The sequence below is a fragment of the Variovorax ureilyticus genome (genome assembly GCF_050632185.1).
GTDB lineage: Bacteria > Pseudomonadota > Gammaproteobacteria > Burkholderiales > Burkholderiaceae_C > Variovorax > Variovorax ureilyticus_A.
In genome coordinates, this window is record NZ_CP192579.1 from 3,828,754 (window position 1) to 3,847,774 (window position 19,021).

Genomic DNA, 19,021 nt, shown 5'->3' on the forward strand with positions numbered 1-19,021 from the left:
AGCCGGTCCCGCGGGTCTTCTGGGTGGGGGGCGAGATCGGGTTCTAGTTCTGCTTCCAGGGCAGGCCGCGAAGGCGCCAGCCGCCCTTGCGACCGCGGTGGCCCTGCTCATCGGCATCGCCCTCGAAGCCTTCGAGGATGTTGTAGGCCTCGATGCCGAGTTCGGTCGCACGCCCGGCGGCCGCGATCGAACGAACGCCGCTGCGGCACAGCAGCAACGCCTTCTTTCCGGCCGGCACCGCGGTGCGCACGCCCTCGTCGAAATCACCGTTGAGCGCCATTCCCGGCCACTGCTTCCAGGCGAGACCGACTGCGCCCGGCACGTAGCCGACCCACTCGCGTTCCGCGTCGGTGCGCACGTCGACGAGCACGCCCTCGCCGCTCGTCATCCACTGCGCGGCCTGCTCGGGCGTCACGTCGCCGGCATAGCCTGCCGCGGGCCTGACGCCGAATCGCTCCGAAGCGGGAAGATCGGCCGACGGCGAGTTCGATTCCGGTTTGGTCATCTTGATGGGTTCCTTTGGGTGCTCGGGTTGGTAGGGGGGCGAACGGAGTCGCTCGACCGAAATTTTCCCCGGTTCTCGAAGACCCTCTCCGTCACAAACATTCACCTCCACGGATGGCGGGCGCCGGATGTCCCGGATCGTGCAATGTTGACCCGGTAGCATGGGGCGGTGAATTCGTTTCTCGATCGACTGGCAGGCGCCGCGCGCCACCTCGCCGGGCGTGCGCTGCACGGCATGGGTCTTGCGCGGACGACGCACGCTGCACACGAACCCGCCGCCGACGAGTGGGCCGATGGGCTCTTCGCGCACCAGCACCACGCCATCGCCTACAAGCTCTTCGTGCCGCGCAAGATCCCGGGCCAGCGGCGCCCGCTCGTGCTCATGCTGCACGGCTGCAACCAGAACCCCGACGACTTCGCCACCGGCACGCGGATGAACCGGCTCGCGCACGCGCATGGCTTTCTCGTGCTGTACCCGGCGCAGGCGCGGCACGCCAATGCGCATCGCTGCTGGAACTGGTTCAAGCCCCAGCACCAGCAGCGCGATCGCGGCGAGCCGGCGCTGCTCGCGGCGCTCACGCGATTCGTGATGTCGGAGCACGACGTCGACCCGGCGCGCGTGTACGTCGCGGGCCTCTCGGCCGGCGGCGCGATGGCCGACATCCTCGGGCGCGCGTACCCCGATCTCTTCGCCGCGGTCGGCGTCCATTCCGGTGTGCCCGCGGGGGCTGCGAGCGATGTCGTGTCCGCGCTGGCGGCGATGAAGACAGGCCGCGCCGGCGCGGGCGAACGGCCCCGGATGCCGACCATCGTGTTCCATGGCGATGCCGACGAGACTGTCCATCCGCGCAACGGCGAGCATCTGGTCGCCGCGGCGCTCGCGGGCCAGGATGGCGCATCGCACGCCGGGGAATCGCGCACGCAATCCCGCAACGGCCGCAGCGTGACACGCCGCACCTACGCGGACGCGCGCGGCCTCCCCATCGTCGAGCACTGGCTGCTGCATGACGGCGGTCATGCGTGGGCCGGCGGGAGCCCGGAAGGCTCGTTCACCGATCCGGCGGGACCCGACGCGAGCGCGGAGATGCTGCGTTTCTTCCTGGCCCATCCGCGCAGCGATCGCCAGGCCGCAAACGCAGCCTGAAGCGCTGCGCTTACACACGGTTTCCTCCTGCGCGGGATATTCACCTTGGTTTGCATCGCAGACGACAGCGCCGGGCGAACCTGGCGCGTTGAATGGCAAGCAACCCTTGGGAGTCCCATGAATCCACGCAATTCGCTCCTTCCACGCCGCGCGGCCGGCTGGCTGCTGGGACTGTTGATGCTCTTCGTCGGTCTGAATGCCGCGGCGCAGCAAGATCCGCCCGGGCGCGTGGGACGGCTCAACTTCCAACAGGGCACCGTGAGCGTGTCGCCGGCCGGCGACGACAACTGGTACCGGGCCGACCCGAACCGCCCGCTGACCAGCGGCGACCGCCTGTGGACCGACCGCAACTCGCGCGCCGAGATCTACGTCGGATCGACCGCGGTCCGGCTCGACGAGCAGACAGCCGTCACCCTCTCCGAACTCGACGACGAGACCCTGCGCATCACTGCCACCCAGGGCGACCTGCAGATGCGCGTGCGCGACGAACTCGCCGGCCAGCGCATCGAGATCGGCACAGCGAACCTGGCCACCGTCATCGACGGCCCGGGCGACTACCGGATCGACACCGATCCGGCCGCCGGCACCACGCGCGTCGCCATCGCGGCCGGCAGCGCCATGTTGTTCGGCGAGAACGGCGAATCGATGCCGCTGGGCGCGCGCCAGCAGTTGACGGTGTCCGGCCGCAACCTCGCGGAAGTGAGCGGCGCACCGCCGCGCGGCGCGGGCGATTTCGATCGCTGGGTCGCCGAGCGAGACCGCCTCGACGATCAATCGATTTCCGCGCGCTATGTGTCGCGCGACGTGCTCGGCTACCAGCAGCTCGACGCCTACGGCGACTGGCAGAACGACCCGACCTATGGCGACGTCTGGTATCCGCGCGATGTGGATGCGGGCTGGGCGCCGTACCAGTACGGCCAATGGGTCGAGATCGTCCCTTGGGGCTGGACCTGGATCGACGCCGCCCCGTGGGGCTTTGCGCCCATGCACTATGGCCGCTGGGCACACATCGGGCGGCGCTGGGGCTGGGTGCCGGGCCGTCCGCATGCGCACCCTGTCTATGCGCCCGCGCTGGTGGGCTTCGTGGGTGGCGGTGTCGCCGGCGCCAATATCGCGATCAGCGGCGGGCGCCAGGGCATCGGCTGGTTCCCGCTGGCACCGGGCGAGGCCTGGCGGCCGGGATATCGCGCGAGCCAACGCTATGTCGACGCCGCCAACCGCGCCGCGCTCGGCCCGCACATGCCCTCGCGCAACGTCGCTTTCGCCAACCGGCAGACGCCGGGCGCGATCACGCTCGTGCCCATGGATGCGTTCGGACGCGGCCCGGTCGGACGGCGCGACGTGGTCCAGGTTCCGCACGACCGGCTGGTGGGCGTGCCGGTCGGCATGGGCGCACCGATTCCTCTGCGCGGCGGCATGGGCGAGCAGCGCGGCGGCTTCGGCCGGCCGGTCGCGCCGCCGCCCGCGGCGATCCAGGCGGCGCAACAGCACCAGCTCCAGCAGGCTTTGCAGGTGCAGCAGGCCCAGCAGCTTCAGCGGCAGCAGACGGAGATGCAGCAGCGCGCCACCGCGCAAGCCATGCAGGCGCAGGTGCAGCAGATGCAGCAGGCCCAGCGGCAGCAGCTGGAAACCCAGCAACGCGCCGCCGCTCAGGCCGTGCAGGCGCAACAGCTCCAGCAGGCGCAACGCCAGCAGCAGGAAGTTCAGCAACGCGCGGCCGCTCAAGCCCTGCAAGCCCAGCAGGCGCAGCAAATCCAGCAAGCGCAGCGCGCGCAGGCGCAAGCGCAGGAGCGCGCCGCAGCGCAGGCCATGCAGGCCCAGCGCCAGCAACAGGAAGCCCAGCAGCGTGCGGCCGCTCAAGCCGCGCAGGCCCAGCAAGCGCAACCGCTTCAGCTGCAACGCCAGCAGATGGAGGCGCAGCAGCGCGCCGCCGCTCAGGCCATGCAGGCGCAGCAGCTCCAGCTCCAGCGCCAGCAGATGGAGATGCAGCAGCGCGCGGCGCAGGCGCAAGCCCAGCAGATGCAGCAGCTTCAACAGCAGCAACAACAAGCCGCGATGCGGGCCCAGCAACAGCAGGCGCAGCAGCAGCAGGCAATGCGACAGTCGCAGGAGGCCCGACAGCGCGGCATGGGCCGCCCCGGGCAGGACCAAGGCCAGCCGGACAAGCCCTGACTGCGGCACTCATCGGCTTCTCCGCGGTGCGGGCTAAAGTCTCGCCACCAAGGAGTTCCCGATGCGCACCTTCGACTTCGACCTTTTCGTGATCGGCGGCGGCAGCGGCGGCGTGCGCGCGGCGCGGATGGCCGCCCAGCGCGGCGCCCGCGTCGCGCTGGCCGAATGCGCCGAGCTCGGCGGCACCTGCGTCAACGTCGGCTGCATCCCCAAGAAGCTCTACAGCTACGCGGCCGGCTATGCCGAATCCTTCGAGGAAGCGCCGGGCTACGGCTGGCACGTCGGCGAGACGCGCTTCGACTGGGGACGTCTCAAAGCCAACCGCGCGCAGGAGATCCTGCGGCTCAACGGCGTCTACCGCAGTCTGCTCGAAGGCGCGGGCGTGACGCTGATCCAGGCCTGGGCGCAGCTCGCGGATGCGCACACCGTGCAGGCCGACGAAAAGCGGTTCACCGCGAAGCACGTGCTGATCGCCACCGGCGGCATGCCCTTCGTGCCCGATCTGCCGGGGCGCGAGCATGTGCTGGTGTCCGATGGGATGTTCGACCTCGACCCCTTCCCGAAGCGACTTCTGGTGATCGGCGGCGGCTACATCGCGTGCGAGTTCGCCTCGATCTTCAACGGCCTGGGTGCCAAGGTCACGCAGGTGCAGCGCAGCGCGCACCTGCTCAACGGCTTCGACGAGGACGTCCGCGATTTCCTCGGCCGGGAAATGGTGCGCGCCGGCATCGACATCCGCTACAACAGCGAGGTGACGATGGTCAGCCGCCTCGAGACCGGCCTGTGCGCCCTGCTCTCGCGCGGGCAGCGCGTGGAAGCCGACGCCATCCTGTTCGCGACCGGCCGCATTCCGAACACGCAGGGCCTGGGCCTCGAAGCCGCGGGCGTGACGCTCGACGGACGTGGCAGCGTGGTCGTCGACGCGCACTACCGCACCTCCGTGCCTTCGATCTTCGCGGTCGGCGACGTCTCCACCCGGCAGCCGCTCACGCCGGTGGCACTGGCCGAAGCGATGGTGGTGGTGGACACCCTCTTCGGCCAGGGCAAGCGCCGGCTCGACTACGAATTCACGCCGACCGCCGTGTTCACGCACCCCAACGTCGGCACCTGCGGCTACACCGAGGCCGGCGCGCGCATGAAGTTCGGCGAGGTCACGATCTTTTCCAGCGAATTCCGCGCGCTGCGGCACACGATTTCGGGCAGCAAGGAACGCACCTTCATGAAGCTGGTCGTCGACACGGCCAGCGACCGCGTGGTGGGCCTGCACATGGTCGGCCCCGATGCCGGCGAGGTGGTGCAGGGCTTCGCGGTCGCGATGCGGGCCGGCGCCACCAAGGCGATGTTCGACAGCACGATCGGCATTCATCCCACGGTGGCCGAAGAGTTCGTAACGATGCGCGAGCCCATGCCGGGCTGAGCACCCGGCCGGCGCAGCCAGGCCCCATCGGGAAACACCGCGGAACCGGCTTTGCCGGGCCGCTGGTGTTGCCCCCCGGTGAGGGGTGGGCGGCTACACGAAGTGAGCCAACCTGGGGGTGAGCCACAATGTCTTATGCCCTACATGCCCGCCTTCATTGCGCCAGCCCGCTTCACCGACCCGGACGCCGCCCTCGAACAGGTTCGCCTCATCTATGCGGGCGGCCTGCAGCATCTGCGCGATGCGATGCAGCGCTTCGTCGCCGGCGAAACCCTGCCGGGGCGTGTGCGGGCCTGCTACCCCTTCGTGCGCGTGCACACGCACACCGTCACGCGGCAGACCCCGGCGGCCAATGCGGGACTGAGCTACGGCTTCGTCTCGGGGCCGGGCCGCTTCGAGACGACGCTGACACGGCCGGACCTCTTCCGGCGCTACTACCGCGAGCAGTTCAGGCTGCTGCTCGAAAACCACCGGGTCGAGCTCGAGATCGGCACCAGCACGCAGCCGATCCCGATCCACTTCTCCTTCGCCGAGAACGACCACATCGAAGGCACGATGAGCGCCGAGCGCCGCGCCCTGATGCGCGACGTGTTCGACCTGCCGGACCTGGGCGCGATGGACGACGGCATCGCCAACGGCACCTTCGAGGCCCGGCCCGGCGAGGCGCAGCCGCTGTCGCTCTTCACCGCCGCGCGGGTCGATTACTCGCTGCACCGCCTGCGGCACTACAGCGGCACGGCGCCGGACTGGTTCCAGAACTTCGTGCTCTTCACCAACTACCAGTTCTACATCGACGAATTCGTGCGGCTCGGCCACGAGGCGATGGCCGACGAGAACAGCGAATACATCGCCTTCATCGAGCCCGGCAACGTGATCACGCGCCGCCGGGGCCTCTCGGCCGGCTCGAGCGATCTCTATGGCAGCCTGCTCGACGGCACCCAGGGCACGCCACCCTCGCGCCTGCCGCAGATGCCCGGCTACCACCTCGTGCGCGAGGACTGCACCGGCATCACGATGGTCAACATCGGCGTCGGGCCGGCCAACGCGAAGACCATCACCGACCACGTCGCGGTGCTGCGGCCGCATGCCTGGATGATGCTCGGCCACTGCGCCGGACTGCGGCAGGGGCAGCAGCTCGGCGACTACGTGCTGGCACACGCCTACGTGCGCGAGGACCACGTGCTGGACGAAGAGCTGCCGCTGTGGGTGCCGATCCCCGCGCTGTCGGAAATCCAGCTCGCGCTCGAGAAGGCGGTGGCCGACGTCACCGGCATGCAGGGCACCGAGCTCAAGAAGATCATGCGCACCGGCACCGTCGCGAGCACCGACAACCGCAACTGGGAGCTGCTGCCGGGCAACCAGCCACAGCGCCGCTTCAGCCAGAGCCGCGCGGTGGCGCTCGACATGGAAAGCGCCACCATCGCCGCCAACGGCTTCCGCTTCCGCGTGCCCTACGGCACGCTGCTGTGCGTGAGCGACAAGCCGCTGCACGGCGAGATCAAGCTGCCGGGCATGGCCAACCAGTTCTACCGCGAGCGCGTGGAGCAGCACCTGCGCATCGGCATGGCAGCGATCGATATCCTGCGCAAGGAAGGATCCAGCCGGCTCCACAGCCGCAAGCTGCGCAGCTTCGCTGAAGTCGCGTTCCAGTAGATCTCCCCCAGCCTCGCCCACTTCGTGTGGCTCTGCACCCCCTCTCCGGGGGCGACCCCGGCGGCCCGGCGGAGCCGGTTCCGCGGGGTCCCTGGCACCGGGGCGTTCAAGCGCCGAAGAGTTCGGGGAGTTCTCGCTGCGCCTTGACGGTGACTGCGAGCGCCCGGCCGTCGAGGTCCTGGCGGACCCAGTCTCGGCGCAGCGCGAGCTGCAGCCATGCCGCGCCCAGCGCGCCGCCGAGGTGTGGGCGCCTTTCGCTCCAGTCCAGGCAGGCGCAGGCGAAACGGCGACGGGATGTGCGCAAGGCATCGACGTCGATGCCCAAGGACTCCAGCGCCACGGCGCCTTCGGTGGTGAGGGCGTAGTCACCATCGTCGGACGTGCCCTGCAACCAACCTTGCGCGTGCAGACGATCGTGCAGGGCGACACCGGCGGCGCCGGCCATGTGGTCGTAGCAGGTACGTGCAGCGCGAAGACGGGTCGGCGTGGTGGGCCGGAATTCACCGCGCGGCGTGCCGGCGACGACGAGCAGGCTTTCGAGCGCGGTCGCCACTTGCCCGCTCGCGAGACGGAAGTAGCGGTGCTTGCCCTGGGCGACGGACTCGATCAGGCGCTGCTCCCTGAGGCGCGACAGGTGCGCGCTGGCGGTCGATGCCGCGACCTCGGCGACCGTGGCAAGTTCGGTGGCAGTGCGTGCGTGGCCGTCCATCAGGCAGCACAGCATGCGGGCACGCGCGGGCTCGGCAATGGCACCGGCGAGGCGGGCAAGATCGATGTCGGCATGTGCATTCACATTTCGATCGTAAGCGAAGTGTGTCTGCAAGAGAAAGCCCACACTCTCTCCTCATGACACGCACTGCCCCACCCGGCGACGCCATTGCGGCCGTCACGCATCCGAATCCCTACCCCTGGTATGCCGCGCTGCGAAGCGGGCCGGCCCTGGTGCGCGACGAACGGCTGCAGCTCTGGATCGCAAGCCGCGCCGACGTCGTGCGCGACCTGCTGACGAACGATGCGCTGCGGGTTCGCCCCATCGCCGAGCCAGTACCCGCCGCGATCGCGGGAACGCCCGCAGGCGAAGTGTTCGGGCAGCTGGTGCGGATGAACGAGGGCGACACGCATGCGAGGCACAAGCCTGTGCTGCAGCGTGCGTTGGCCGGGCTGGACCTCGCATCGGCGCACGAGGAAGCAGTGGGCATCGCGGCGCGGATGTCACATGCGCCGTTGTCCGGGTTCTGCCTTGCGTATCCGGTGCGCGCGGCGGCGCATCTGCTCGGCTTCGCGGAAGACGCGTTGCCGATCTTGTCCGACTGGATGCGCGAATTCGTCGCATGCCTTTCGCCGCTTTCGATGCCCGCGCAACTGGACCGAGCGAGCAGCGCCGCCACGGCGCTGATGGATCGATTCGAACGTCTCGCGAACACCCGCCCCGCGCCGCACGGCAGCCTGCTCGCTGCCGTACAGGCCGAGGCACCGGAGCCGAACTCGCGCACCCTGCGCGAATCTCGTCGGCCTGCTGTCGCAAACCTGTGATGCGACCGCCGGCCTCCTGGGCAACAGTCTCGCGGCACTGGCGCGCGAGCCGGACCTTCGGCGCAAGCTCGGCGCGCGGTGGGAACTGTTGCCCGCACTGGTCGCAGAAGTCGCGCGCCACGATCCCTCGGTGCAGAACACGCGCCGCTTCGCCCTGCGATCGACCATCGTCGATGGCACCGTGCTCGCGCCGGGCGACGCGGTTCTGCTCGTGCTGGCCGCGGCGAACCGCGATCCCGCGCTCAACCCCGCACCGGCGACCTTCGAGCTGATGCGCACCCACCGGCAAACACTCGGCTTCGGCTACGGCCCGCATGCCTGCCCCGGCCCGGCGCTCGCGTTCACGATCGCGGCGGCGGGGCTCCGGGCGCTGCTGTCAGGCGGCCTCCGCACCGATGCGCTGCTGGCCCGTAGCTGGGACTACCAGCCATCCGTCAACGCGCGGATCCCGCGCTTTCATTGAGCCGCGCGACCTCGGCCCAGTCGCCCGTTCCTGCGAGGAACGGCGACGGCTCCGCACGGCCCCAGCGCAGCGGAAGCGCTGCAGGGCGATGCAGCGCGGAGACGACCTGCATGCGAAGCAGCCGCTCGGCTCCCTCGAATGCCGCAAGCTCGGGACCATCCCACACCACCTCGGCGCTCACGGCAAGCTGCAGGAGATCGCCCGTCTCGAAGTCGATGAACAGCAGGCCCGCCCGAGGGTTCACCGCGATATTGCCGAGCGTGTTGAAAAAGGTGTTTCCATTGAAGTCCGGCGCGGTCAGCATGCCGCCCGAGGACACCCGCACGAAGCCCGGCCGGCCGCCGCGATGCGAGACGTCGACGCCGTGCGATGCCTCACCGTCCCCCGCCAAAGGATGCGCGGTCGCGATGAAGAAGGTGTCCGCCTGCTCGACGATGCGCCGGGCGGCCGCATCCAGGCCGTCCATGCGACGGACATCGGGCGCCAAACCGCCCTCGTCCGAGAACACCGGCTCGCGCGCCTGGATATACCTCGGGCAGTTGCCGAAGCTCTGCCGCACTTCGACCATGAAGCCGCGCGCATCGATCTCCGACACGATGCCGTTCACGCGGTTGCGCCGCCGCGTGTGCAGCTCGATGCCGAGCAAGCCGATCGGCGAACCCGCCACGAGCGCACGCGACAACGGATCGCCCGCACTCGCCAGCGCATCGACGCGCAGATGATGCGCATCCGGCGAATGCGCGAAGCCGGGCGGCGCGGCGAGCACGCTCGCCCAGGGCTGGCGCGCTTCATCGAGACTGCCCGCGATCACGAAGGGCAGTTGCGCGAAGAAGCTCCGGTGCTGGTCCGGCATGAAGTCGCGCATGAGGCGCGGGCCGAACCCCGCGAGCTTCTCGGCGGCGCCCACGCGCGCTTGCATCGCGCGCTCGCCCTCATGCCATGGCGACCCGGTCTTCATCGGGTCACCTCCGCGCTCCGCATCGGTGCGATCGCGTTCGAATCGGCGACGGTCACATCGACATCCTCGATGAAGACCTTTGATCGGTGGGTGGGACGCCTGGCATTCATTTGGTTTCTCCTGACGGGCTGTGAAGACGCTGATTCTGGTTTGCTGCCTGCCGGGGAACAATGGTGCGGATTGCACTTGACTGCTCCGGTTTCCGGTTTAATCGCGCCATGGACCGCCTCAAAGCCATGCAGACCTTCGTGCAGATTGCCGACCAGGGCAGCCTGACCAAGGCCGCCGACGCGCTCGACAGTTCGCTGCCCGCGGTGGTGCGCTCGCTCGCCGCGCTCGAAGCGCATCTGGGGGTTCGGCTTTTCCACCGCACGACACGCCGCATCTCGCTCACCTCGGAAGGCCGTACCTATCTGCAAAGCGCGCGCGAGGTGCTGGCCGCGGCAGATGCGGCTGATCGCGCGCTCACGATCGACGCCGCCGAGCCGACCGGCCGGCTCATCGTGACCGCGCCCGTGCTCTTCGGCCACATGTACGTGTCGCCGGCGATCGTTCGCTTTCTGCAGCGCTACGAGAAGATGCGCTGCAGCGTGCTCCTGCACGATCGGCCCGTGAACCTGCCGGAAGAAGGCATCGATGTCGGCATTCGCATCAGCGCACTGGAGGATTCATCGCTGGTCGCGCAACAGCTCGGCAGCATTCGCCGCGTGGTGGTCGCGAGCCCCGAATACCTCCGCAGGCATGGCAGGCCGAAGCATCCGCGCGATCTGCTGAAGGCGAACTGCGTGCACATCCACCCCACCACCATCGGCCCCTGGCGGTTCCGCGACGAAGGCCGTCCGATCTCGGTATCGACGCAGGGGAACCTGGAGTTCAACCACATCGCACCCGCGGTCGAAGCTTGCGCGGCGGGCGTGGGCTTCGGCAGCTTCTTTTCCTATCAGGTCCTGCCGCACATCGCGCAGAAACGACTGGAGATCGTGCTCGAAGACTTCGAGCCGCCGCCTCGACCGGTCAGCGTGATCTATCCCCACGCTCGATTGCTTCCCGCACGCACGCGGGTCTTCGTCGAATGGATCAAGCAGGAATTCGCCGGCATCGCGCTCTGACGGTCCTGCGCCACAATGGGCCGGTGCCGACACCCCTCTTCCAGGCCCACGGCCTTTTCAAGCGCTACGGCGAGTCCGTGGTGGTCAACGACCTCTCGTTCGAGATCGCGCCCGGCGAATGCCTCGGCGTGATCGGCCCGAACGGCGCCGGCAAGACGACGACCATCCGCATGTGCCTCGGGCTCACTGCGCCGGACCGCGGCACGATCGAGGCGCTGGGCGGGCTTTCGATGCCGCGCGATGCGCGCGCGATCAAGGCACAGCTCGGCGTGGTGAGCCAGTTCGACACGCTCGACCCCGACTTCACATGCGCCGAGAACCTCATGGTCTACGCGCGCTACTTCGGCATGCGCCGCGCGCAGATCATGCCGCGCATTCCGCAGCTGCTCGAATTCGCGGCGCTGTCGCACAAGGCCGATGCCAAGCCGGGCGAACTCTCCGGGGGCATGCGGCGGCGCCTGTCGCTGGCGCGCGCACTGGTCAACGATCCCAAGCTGCTGATGCTCGACGAGCCCACCACCGGCCTCGACCCGCAAGCGCGCCACCTCATGTGGGAACGGCTCCAGGTGCTGCTGCAGCAGGGCAAGTCGATCCTGCTGACGACGCACTTCATGGACGAGGCCGAGCGGCTGTGCTCGCGACTGCTGGTGCTCGACCATGGCCGCAAGATCGCGGAAGGGCGGCCGCGCGACCTGATCGCGCAGTATCTCGAGCCGGACGTGGTCGAGCTCTACGGCGACGGCGCGCTCGAACTCGCGCAATCGCCGCTCAAGGACTACGCGGCCCGCGTGGAAGTGAGCGGCGAGACGGTGTTCTTCTACACGCAGGACGCGCGCGGCCTGATGGCGGCGCTGGGCGACCGCAGCGGCCTGCGCACCTTTCATCGGCCGGCGAATCTGGAAGACCTGTTCCTCAAGCTCACGGGTCGTCAGATCCGCGAGGATGGCTGACCGCGACCCAGGAGACCCAAACCCATGTCCGCAGTGATCGACGCCGCACCGCCGGCCCGCTCCGTCTGGCGCCCGCCCGAGCTCTCTATGCGCTGGTGGCCGGTGTTCCTGCGCAACCTGCTGGTGTGGCGCAAGCTCGCGATCCCGAGCCTGATCGGCAACATCGCCGAGCCGTTGATCTGGCTGGTGGCCTTCGGCTACGGCATGGGTGCGCTCGTGGGGCAGGTCGAGGTGGAGGGCACGCGCATCCCGTACATCCTCTTCCTCGCGAGCGGCTCGATCTGCATGAGCGCGATGAACGCGGCTTCGTTCGAGGCGCTCTATTCGGCCTTCTCGCGCATGCACGTGCAGAAGACCTGGGACGGCATCATGAACGCGCCGGTCGGCCTGGACGACGTGGTGCTGGCCGAGATGCTCTGGGCCGGCTTCAAGGCGATCTTCACCACCACCGCGATCCTCTTCGTGATGCTCTCGCTGGGCATCAGCCACACGCCGAAGCTCGTCATCGCGTGGCTCGTGCTGGTGGGCTGCGGCATCACCTTCTCGTGCATCGCGCTGATCTTCAATGCGCTCGCGAAGGGCTACGACTTCTTCACCTACTACTTCACGCTGTTCATGACGCCGATGATGTTCCTGTCGGGCGTGTTCTTTCCGCTGGATCAACTGCCGGGCGTGGTGCGTGCCGTGGCCGCGTGGCTGCCGCTGACCAATGCGGTGATGCTGGTGCGGCCGCTCTTCATGGACCAATGGCCCGACGACTGGCTGCGGCACGCGGTGGTGCTCGTGGCCTACACGGTCGCCGCCTACTGGATCGCGCTGGGACTCACGCGCAAGCGCTTCAAGGCTTGATGCACCCTTGTCCCGCGGGTGACTGCAAAGGCCGGATCGGCTCCTAGACTGCGACCGGCCAACAACCATAACCAGGAGACAGCATGAAGCGAATCATCGGCGGTGCCCTTGCGGCGTCGGCACTTCTTCTCGGCGCATGCAGCACCATCGCGCCGCCTGCGCGGCCGAACGCCTGGGCAGCACCCGAAGCGATCGTCGCGCCCTCGTCCTTCAGCGGCGTGCATGGGCTCGCCATCGACAAGCAGGGGCGGCTGCTCGCGGGCTCGGTGGTGGGCAACGCGCTCTGGGAGGTCGACCGGCAGACAGGCGCCGCCCGGGTCCTGATCCCGAGCGTCGAAGGCCAGGCCGACGACATCGCGGTCGGCCCCAGGGGCGAACTGGCGTGGACCAACTACCTGATGGGCATGCTGCGCATGCGCGACAGCGACACCGCGCCGATGCGGGTGGTCGCCAAGGACCTGCCCGGCCTCAACTCGCTGGACTTCGACCGCCGCAACGGCAAGCTCTATGCGTCGCAGGTGTTCCTCGGCGACGCGCTGTGGGAGATCGATCCCGCCGGCCAGAAGCCGCCGCGCCTCATCAAAAAAGACATGGGCGGCTTGAACGGCTTCGAGGTCGGGCCCGACGGCATGATCTACGGACCGCTCTGGTTCAAGGGCCAGGTGGTGAAGATCGCGCCGGCCGACGGGGCGATGACGGTGATCGCCGATGGCTTCAAGATCCCGGCCGCCGCCAACCTCGACGGCAAGGGCAACCTGTGGGTGGTCGATGCGCGAAGCGGGGAGCTGGTGCGCGTCGAACTCTCGACCGGCCGCAAGACGGTGGCGAAGCAGCTCAAGCCGTCGCTCGACAACCTCGCGATCGCACCCGAAGGCACGATCTACGTCTCGAACATGGCCGACAACTCGGTCGAGGCCTTCAACCCCGGCACGGGCGAGCTGCGCACGCTCACCAGCGGCAAGCTCGCGGTGCCGGGCGGCATGAAGATCGACGGCAACGATCTTTTCGTCGCCGACGTCTTCGGCTTCCGGCAGGTCGATGCGACCACCGGCGCGGTGCGCGACATCTTCCGCATGCAGCGCGATCCGGAGCTCGAATATCCGTTCGCGGTCGGGCTCTCGCCCACCCACTTCGCGCTGGCGTCGTGGTTCACCGGCACGGTGCAACTGGTCGATCGCAAGAGCCTGAAGACCACGGCCGTGATCCACGGCCTGAAGGCGCCGTACGACGCCATCCCGATGCCCGACGGCAGCGTGGTCTACGCCGAGATCGCAACCGGCAGCATCACGCGTGCGAGCGGCCCGAAGTTCGAGCAGAAGGAAGTCATCGCGAGCGGCCTCGGCGGGCCGGTGCAGATGACGCTCGGCAAGGACGGCGCGCTCTACGTCACCGAAGCCGCGGGCAAGCTCACGCGCATTCCGCTCGACGCGAGCGCACCGCTGCGCGCGGTCGCCGAAGGGCTGGCCCTGCCCGAGGGCGTGGCGCAGACGCCGTGGGGCAGCTTCATCGTCGCGGAGAGCGCGGCGCGGCGGCTGGTGGAGATCGACCCGATCGCGGGCACGCGACGCACCGTCGCCGAAGGCCTGCCGATCGGCCTCGAAGGCGGCCCCGGCATGCCGCCGCCTTACGTGCCCACGGGCGTGGCGGTGGGCAACGACGGGACGATCTACGTGACCGCAGACCGCAACAACGCGCTCTATCGGATCCGGCCGCAGCGCTGAGTTCCCGCCGGCTTCACGCGTCAGGCGCCGCCTTGCCGCAGTACGCGGTCAGGGCGGTGACCAGGTGCGCGAAGGTCACGTGCACGCGCCGCATGCGTCGCAGGTCCTCGTGCATGCTGACCCAGGTCTCGAGCCCCTGGCTGAACGCGCGAGGCAACACCGGCACCAGCTTCGGGTCGCGTGCGGCCAACGCCTTCTGGCACACGCCGATGCCCAGGCCCGCGCGGATCGCGCCGAGCTGCGCGATCTGGTTGTCGGTGCGGCAACTGAACATCGAGCGCCTGAGGTCGATGCCAAGATCGCGAAGCCAGCGCAGGTGGGCCGTCTCGCGATCCGGTCCGATCAACGCGAAGCGGCCGAGCTCGTCGAGGCTCTTCGGCGTGCCGTTCTTCTTCAGGTAGTCCGCCCGCGCGAAGAAGCCGAGCTCGACCATGCCCACGCGCGTCGCGACGAGGGCCGCCTGCGTGGGCCGCGCCATGCGTATCGCGACGTCGGCCTCATGGCGCAGCAGATCCTCGTTGCGGTTGGTCAGGCTGAGCTCGAACGCAAGGCCCGGGTGCTTGCGCTGCAGGCTGGCCAGCATCGAGGGCAGCACCTCCGCGCCCACGACCTCGCTGGCGGTGATGCGCACCGTGCCGGACACCCCGCCGGTGTCGGCCGACGCCGCGCGCGCAAACGCATCGGCCGCAGCGCCCATGGCCTCGGCATGGGCGCCGAGATCGCGCGCCGCATCGGTCGGCGTCAGACCCGTGGGCGAGCGCGTGAACAGCGCGACGCCGATGGAGCGCTCCAGGGCGTCAAGACGGCGCCGCACCGTGGGCTGCGCCACGCCCATCGCGCGCGCGGCAGCGGAGAGGCTGCCCTCGCGCAGCACGGCGAGAAAGGCGCGCTGGCTTTCCCAGTCCAGTGGATTCATGCTCATATATTTCATACTAGCCGACTGCATGGTTCAGACAATTGTGCTTATCCGTGCCTGCCCAAAGAATCGGTGCATCCAGGCAACACGAGAAGGAAGCAGTCATGGAAAGAGGTACGGCACTGGTGCTCGGCGCGACCGGCGGCATCGGCGGGGAAACCGCGTCAGCCTTGCTGCGGCGGGGCTGGAAGGTGCGGGCGCTGGCCCGCGACCCGGCCCGGGCTGCGGCGCAATGGTCCGCAAGCACTCCGCGCCCGGCGTGGGTCGCGGGCGATGCGATGGACGCCGCGAGCGTCATCGCCGCCGCGCGCGGCGCCGCGCTGATCGTGCACGCGGTCAACCCGCCCGGCTATCGGGACTGGGAGACGCTGGTGCCGCCGATGCTCGAAAACACCCTCCGCGCGGCCGAAGCCACGGGCGCGCGGATCGTGCTGCCGGGCAACGTCTACAACTACGGGCCGGACGCCTTTCCCGACATCGATGAAAACGCGCCGCAACACCCCGTCACGCGCAAGGGGGCGATCCGCGTGCGGATGGAGCAGCACCTGCGCGAAGCGTCCACGCGCGGGGTGCGCTCGCTCGTGGTGCGCGCGGGCGACTTCTTCGGGCCGCGCGCGGGCAGCAACTGGTTCGCGCAGGGGCTCGTGAAGGCCGGGCGACCACTCGCTTCGATCACCGATCCGGGCCGCCCCGGCCTCGGCCACCAGTGGACCTACCTGCCCGACATGGCGGAGACCATCGCGCAGCTCGTCGAGCGCGAGCATGCGCTCGCGACGTTCGAGAGCGTCCACATGGCCGGCCACTGGGATGCCGATGGCACGCAGATGCAGGCCGCGATCCGGCGCGCGAGCGGGCGCCCCGATCTACCGGTGCGGCGTTTTCCATGGCGGCTCGCGATGCTGGCCTCGCCGTTCGTGCCGATGTTGCGCGAGCTGCGCGAGATGCGCTACCTGTGGCAGACGCCCGTTCGCCTGCGCAATGCACGGCTGGTGGCGCTGCTGGGGAGCGAGCCGCACACGCAGCTCGATGCAGCCGTCCGCGCGACGCTCGAAGGGCTGGGCTGCATACAGGCGCCCCGCACCCATGGCGAGCGACAGGCGACGTAACAGCCTGTAGCCACTTCCCGCAAGCGCGCCGCGCGGGGCGCGTCCTACAGTCTCCGGATCACGCACCACAAGCGGACCGACCGGAGACAAGGCATGCAGTACACCCACGAACACCTCGAGATCCAGAAGACGCTGCGCCGCTTCATCGATGAGGAGATCAATCCGCATGTCGACGAATGGGAAGCGGCGGAGCAGTTTCCCGCGCACCAGGTCTTCCGCAAGCTCGCGGCGCTCGGGCTGCTGGGGTTGAACAAGCCGGAGGTCTACGGCGGCTCGGACCTCGACTATTCCTACGCGATGGCGATGGCCGAGGCGCTCGGCCACGTGAGCTGCGGCGGCATCCCGATGGCGATCGGCGTGCAGACCGACATGTGCACGCCGGCGCTGGCCCGTTTCGGGAGCGATGCGCTGCGGCGCGAGTTCCTGGCGCCGGCGATCGCGGGCGAGACCGTGGGCTGCATCGGCGTGAGCGAACCGGGCGCGGGCAGCGACGTCGCGGGCCTGAAGAGCCTTGCGCGCAAGGACGGCGGCGACTACGTCATCACCGGGCAGAAGATGTGGATCACCAACAGCCTGCAGGCCGACTGGATGTGCATGCTGGTCAACACCAGCGACGGCCCGGTGCACCGCAACAAGTCGCTCATCATGGTTCCGATGAACAGCCCCGGCATCACCAACGCGAAGAAGATCCGCAAGATCGGCATGCACTCCAGCGACACCGGCCTCATCTACTTCGACGAGGTGCGCGTGCCGCAGCGCTATCGCATCGGCGAGGAAGGCCAGGGCTTCGTCTACCAGATGCAGCAGTTCCAGGAGGAGCGGCTGTGGTGCGCCGCCAGTTCGCTGGTGCCGCTGGACGAGTGCATCGCCGAGACCATCGAATGGGCGCAGCAGCGCAAGCTCTTCGGCGGCACGCTGGCGGACCAGCAGTGGGTGCAGTTCAAGCTCGCCGAACTCAAGACCGAGATCGAGGCGCTGCGCGCTCTCACCTACCGCGCGTGCGACCTGCACGTGCAGGGCCAGGACGTGACCGAGCTCGCATCGATGGCCAAGCTCAAGACCGGCCGCCTCACGCGCGAGGTGGCCGACACCTGCCTGCAGTTCTGGGGCGGCATGGGCTTCACCTGGGAAAACCGCGTCTCGCGCCTCTACCGCGACGGCCGGCTGGCCTCGATCGGCGGCGGTGCGGACGAAGTGATGCTGGGCATCCTCGCGAAGACGATGGGGATCGCGAAGAAGCCCCCAAGGGACTGACAACGCTCAGGAAGCGGTCTTCGTTGTCGCCGCCGCGGCCGCACGCAGCTTGTCCTTCTTGCTCGGGCGCTTCCCCTTGATGCCGCCCGTGCCCGCGCCCGCCGGCGGCGCGGCTTCCACCGGCTCGAATCCGGCCACGCGCTCGCGCGGCACCGTGAGGCCCTGTCGCTTCTCGATGAGCCTGAAATGCGCCTCGGTGGCGGCGCTGACGAAGCTCACGGCCGGGCCGCTCTGGCCGGCGCGGCCGGTACGCCCGATGCGGTGCACGTAGTCGACCGCCGATCGCGGGAGGTCGTAGTTCACAACCACCGGCAACTGGACGACGTCGATCCCTCGCGCCGCCAGATCGGTCGCGATCACCGCCTTGACCCGGGACGCCTTGAAATCCGCGAGCACCTGCGTGCGCTTGCCCTGGCTCAGCAGGCCGTGAAAGGCCTCGGCCTCGATGCCCGCCCTGCGCAGCTTGTCGGCCACGATCTCGGCGGCGTGCTGGGTTGCGACGAAAACGAGCGCGCGCGTCCAGCCGCTGTCCTCGATGAGCCGCCGCAGGAGCTGGGTGCGTCTTGACGCGTCGACCTCGATCGCGCGCTGGAGGATCGTGGGCTCGGCGCTTTTCTCCTCCGAGCTTTCCACCCGCACCGGATCGCGAAGCTGCGCGTCGACCAACGACTGGATCGCCTGCGGAAAGGTGGCCGAGAACAGCAGGTTCTGCCGCCGCGCCGGCAACAGGGCCAGGATGCGCCCGAGTTCGTCGGCAAAGCCGAGGTCGAACAGCCGGTCGGCCTCGTCGAGCACGAGCGTCGATACCGCCGACAGCCGGAGCGCGCGGCGATCGACCAGGTCGAGCAGGCGGCCCGGCGTGGCGATCATGACGTCGGCGCCGCCGCGCAGGGCCATCATCTGCGGATTGATCGAGACGCCGCCGAACGCGACCGCGATCCTGGGCCGCGCGGGCAGGTGCTGGGCCAGGCCGCGCATCGACTCGCCCACCTGCGCCGCGAGTTCCCGCGTGGGCACCAGGACCAGTGCGCGCAGCACCCGGGGTGCCTGCGGCGCCTGCTGCGCAAGCCGTTGGAGCAGCGGCAGCGCAAATGCCGCGGTCTTGCCGGAACCGGTGCGCGCCGCCCCCAGCAGGTCGCGGCCCTGCAGGATCGGGGGAATGGCTTCGCGCTGGATGGCCGTGGGCGCGGCATAGCCCCGCTCGGCGGCCGCGCGCAGCAAGGCGGGGTCGAGCCCCAGGGTTTCGAATGACATGATGGATTGGAACAGAGC

The 19,021-nt window shown here is 69.2% G+C and carries 17 protein-coding genes; 12 read left to right on the plus strand and 5 right to left on the minus strand.

What is annotated here, in order from left to right; all coding sequences use genetic code 11:
• Positions 1 to 43: 43 nt before the first annotated feature.
• Positions 44 to 505 carry a rhodanese-like domain-containing protein gene (locus tag ACQ858_RS18900; RefSeq protein ID WP_431274117.1) on the minus strand — a complete coding sequence of 154 codons (462 nt, stop codon included), beginning with the start codon at positions 503 to 505 and terminating at the stop codon, positions 44 to 46.
• A 168-nt stretch (positions 506 to 673) separates the two neighbouring features.
• On the opposite strand from ACQ858_RS18900, the gene ACQ858_RS18905 reads away from it, so the two are divergent.
• The 4 genes from ACQ858_RS18905 (at position 674) to ACQ858_RS18920 (ending at position 6,890) form a co-directional block, all read left to right on the plus strand.
• Positions 674 to 1,648 carry an extracellular catalytic domain type 1 short-chain-length polyhydroxyalkanoate depolymerase gene (locus ACQ858_RS18905; protein WP_431274118.1) on the plus strand — a complete coding sequence of 325 codons (975 nt, stop codon included), beginning with the start codon at positions 674 to 676 and terminating at the stop codon, positions 1,646 to 1,648.
• A gap of 117 nt (positions 1,649 to 1,765) precedes the next feature.
• A complete protein-coding gene (locus ACQ858_RS18910) occupies positions 1,766 to 3,820 on the plus strand; it encodes a DUF6600 domain-containing protein (RefSeq protein ID WP_431274119.1) in 2,055 nt (684 codons plus the stop codon).
• A 61-nt stretch (positions 3,821 to 3,881) separates the two neighbouring features.
• Entirely contained in the window at positions 3,882 to 5,237 is a 1,356-nt protein-coding gene (gene gorA, locus ACQ858_RS18915) for a glutathione-disulfide reductase (RefSeq protein WP_431274120.1), read from the plus strand.
• Between the two features lie 135 nt (positions 5,238 to 5,372).
• On the plus strand, positions 5,373 to 6,890 hold the full coding sequence (locus tag ACQ858_RS18920) for an AMP nucleosidase (protein ID WP_431274121.1): 1,518 nt from the start codon (positions 5,373 to 5,375) through the stop codon (positions 6,888 to 6,890).
• Positions 6,891 to 6,996: 106 nt separating this feature from the next.
• Here ACQ858_RS18920 and ACQ858_RS18925 read toward each other — a convergent pair whose 3' ends face one another.
• Positions 6,997 to 7,683 carry an ArsR/SmtB family transcription factor gene (locus ACQ858_RS18925; protein WP_431274122.1) on the minus strand — a complete coding sequence of 229 codons (687 nt, stop codon included), beginning with the start codon at positions 7,681 to 7,683 and terminating at the stop codon, positions 6,997 to 6,999.
• Positions 7,684 to 7,736: 53 nt separating this feature from the next.
• Here ACQ858_RS18925 and ACQ858_RS18930 point away from each other — a divergent pair, with 53 nt between their 5' ends.
• Together ACQ858_RS18930 and ACQ858_RS18935 are read left to right on the plus strand one after the other, a co-directional pair.
• On the plus strand, positions 7,737 to 8,423 hold the full coding sequence (locus tag ACQ858_RS18930; protein ID WP_431274123.1) for a hypothetical protein: 687 nt from the start codon (positions 7,737 to 7,739) through the stop codon (positions 8,421 to 8,423).
• An 88-nt stretch (positions 8,424 to 8,511) separates the two neighbouring features.
• Positions 8,512 to 8,886: a cytochrome P450 gene (locus ACQ858_RS18935; RefSeq protein ID WP_431274124.1), complete on the plus strand. Its 375-nt coding sequence runs from the start codon at positions 8,512 to 8,514 to the stop codon at positions 8,884 to 8,886.
• On the opposite strand, the gene ACQ858_RS18940 is transcribed toward ACQ858_RS18935, so the two are convergent.
• Complete coding sequence (locus ACQ858_RS18940; protein ID WP_431274125.1) at positions 8,858 to 9,844, minus strand: pyridoxamine 5'-phosphate oxidase family protein; 987 nt, start codon at positions 9,842 to 9,844, stop codon at positions 8,858 to 8,860. The genes ACQ858_RS18935 and ACQ858_RS18940 overlap by 29 nt on opposite strands.
• Before the next feature lie 218 nt (positions 9,845 to 10,062).
• On the opposite strand from ACQ858_RS18940, the gene ACQ858_RS18945 reads away from it, so the two are divergent.
• The 4 genes from ACQ858_RS18945 to ACQ858_RS18960 all read left to right on the plus strand — a co-directional run bounded on the left by ACQ858_RS18945 (position 10,063) and on the right by ACQ858_RS18960 (position 14,473).
• The gene (locus ACQ858_RS18945) at positions 10,063 to 10,953 is read left to right on the plus strand and encodes a LysR family transcriptional regulator (protein WP_431276901.1); all 891 of its coding nucleotides are present in this window, start codon (positions 10,063 to 10,065) and stop codon (positions 10,951 to 10,953) included.
• Positions 10,917 to 11,903, plus strand: coding sequence for an ATP-binding cassette domain-containing protein (locus ACQ858_RS18950; protein ID WP_431274126.1), 987 nt, complete (start codon positions 10,917 to 10,919; stop codon positions 11,901 to 11,903). The genes ACQ858_RS18945 and ACQ858_RS18950 overlap by 37 nt, the downstream gene beginning before the upstream one ends.
• A 24-nt stretch (positions 11,904 to 11,927) precedes the next feature.
• Positions 11,928 to 12,752, plus strand: coding sequence for an ABC transporter permease (locus tag ACQ858_RS18955; protein WP_431274127.1), 825 nt, complete (start codon positions 11,928 to 11,930; stop codon positions 12,750 to 12,752).
• A gap of 83 nt (positions 12,753 to 12,835) precedes the next feature.
• Positions 12,836 to 14,473, plus strand: coding sequence for a hypothetical protein (locus ACQ858_RS18960; RefSeq protein ID WP_431274128.1), 1,638 nt, complete (start codon positions 12,836 to 12,838; stop codon positions 14,471 to 14,473).
• Positions 14,474 to 14,486: 13 nt separating this feature from the next.
• Here the strand turns inward: ACQ858_RS18960 and ACQ858_RS18965 are convergent, their stop codons facing one another.
• On the minus strand, positions 14,487 to 15,389 hold the full coding sequence (locus ACQ858_RS18965; protein WP_431274129.1) for a LysR family transcriptional regulator: 903 nt from the start codon (positions 15,387 to 15,389) through the stop codon (positions 14,487 to 14,489).
• A 104-nt stretch (positions 15,390 to 15,493) separates the two neighbouring features.
• Here ACQ858_RS18965 and ACQ858_RS18970 point away from each other — a divergent pair, with 104 nt between their 5' ends.
• Together ACQ858_RS18970 and ACQ858_RS18975 are read left to right on the plus strand one after the other, a co-directional pair.
• Positions 15,494 to 16,495, plus strand: a complete 1,002-nt coding sequence (locus ACQ858_RS18970; RefSeq protein ID WP_431274130.1) for an SDR family NAD(P)-dependent oxidoreductase — start codon at positions 15,494 to 15,496, stop codon at positions 16,493 to 16,495.
• Between the two features lie 93 nt (positions 16,496 to 16,588).
• Positions 16,589 to 17,749: an acyl-CoA dehydrogenase family protein gene (locus tag ACQ858_RS18975; protein ID WP_431274131.1), complete on the plus strand. Its 1,161-nt coding sequence runs from the start codon at positions 16,589 to 16,591 to the stop codon at positions 17,747 to 17,749.
• A gap of 6 nt (positions 17,750 to 17,755) precedes the next feature.
• Here ACQ858_RS18975 and ACQ858_RS18980 read toward each other — a convergent pair whose 3' ends face one another.
• Positions 17,756 to 19,003 carry a DEAD/DEAH box helicase gene (locus ACQ858_RS18980; protein WP_431274132.1) on the minus strand — a complete coding sequence of 416 codons (1,248 nt, stop codon included), beginning with the start codon at positions 19,001 to 19,003 and terminating at the stop codon, positions 17,756 to 17,758.
• Positions 19,004 to 19,021 lie beyond the last annotated feature (18 nt).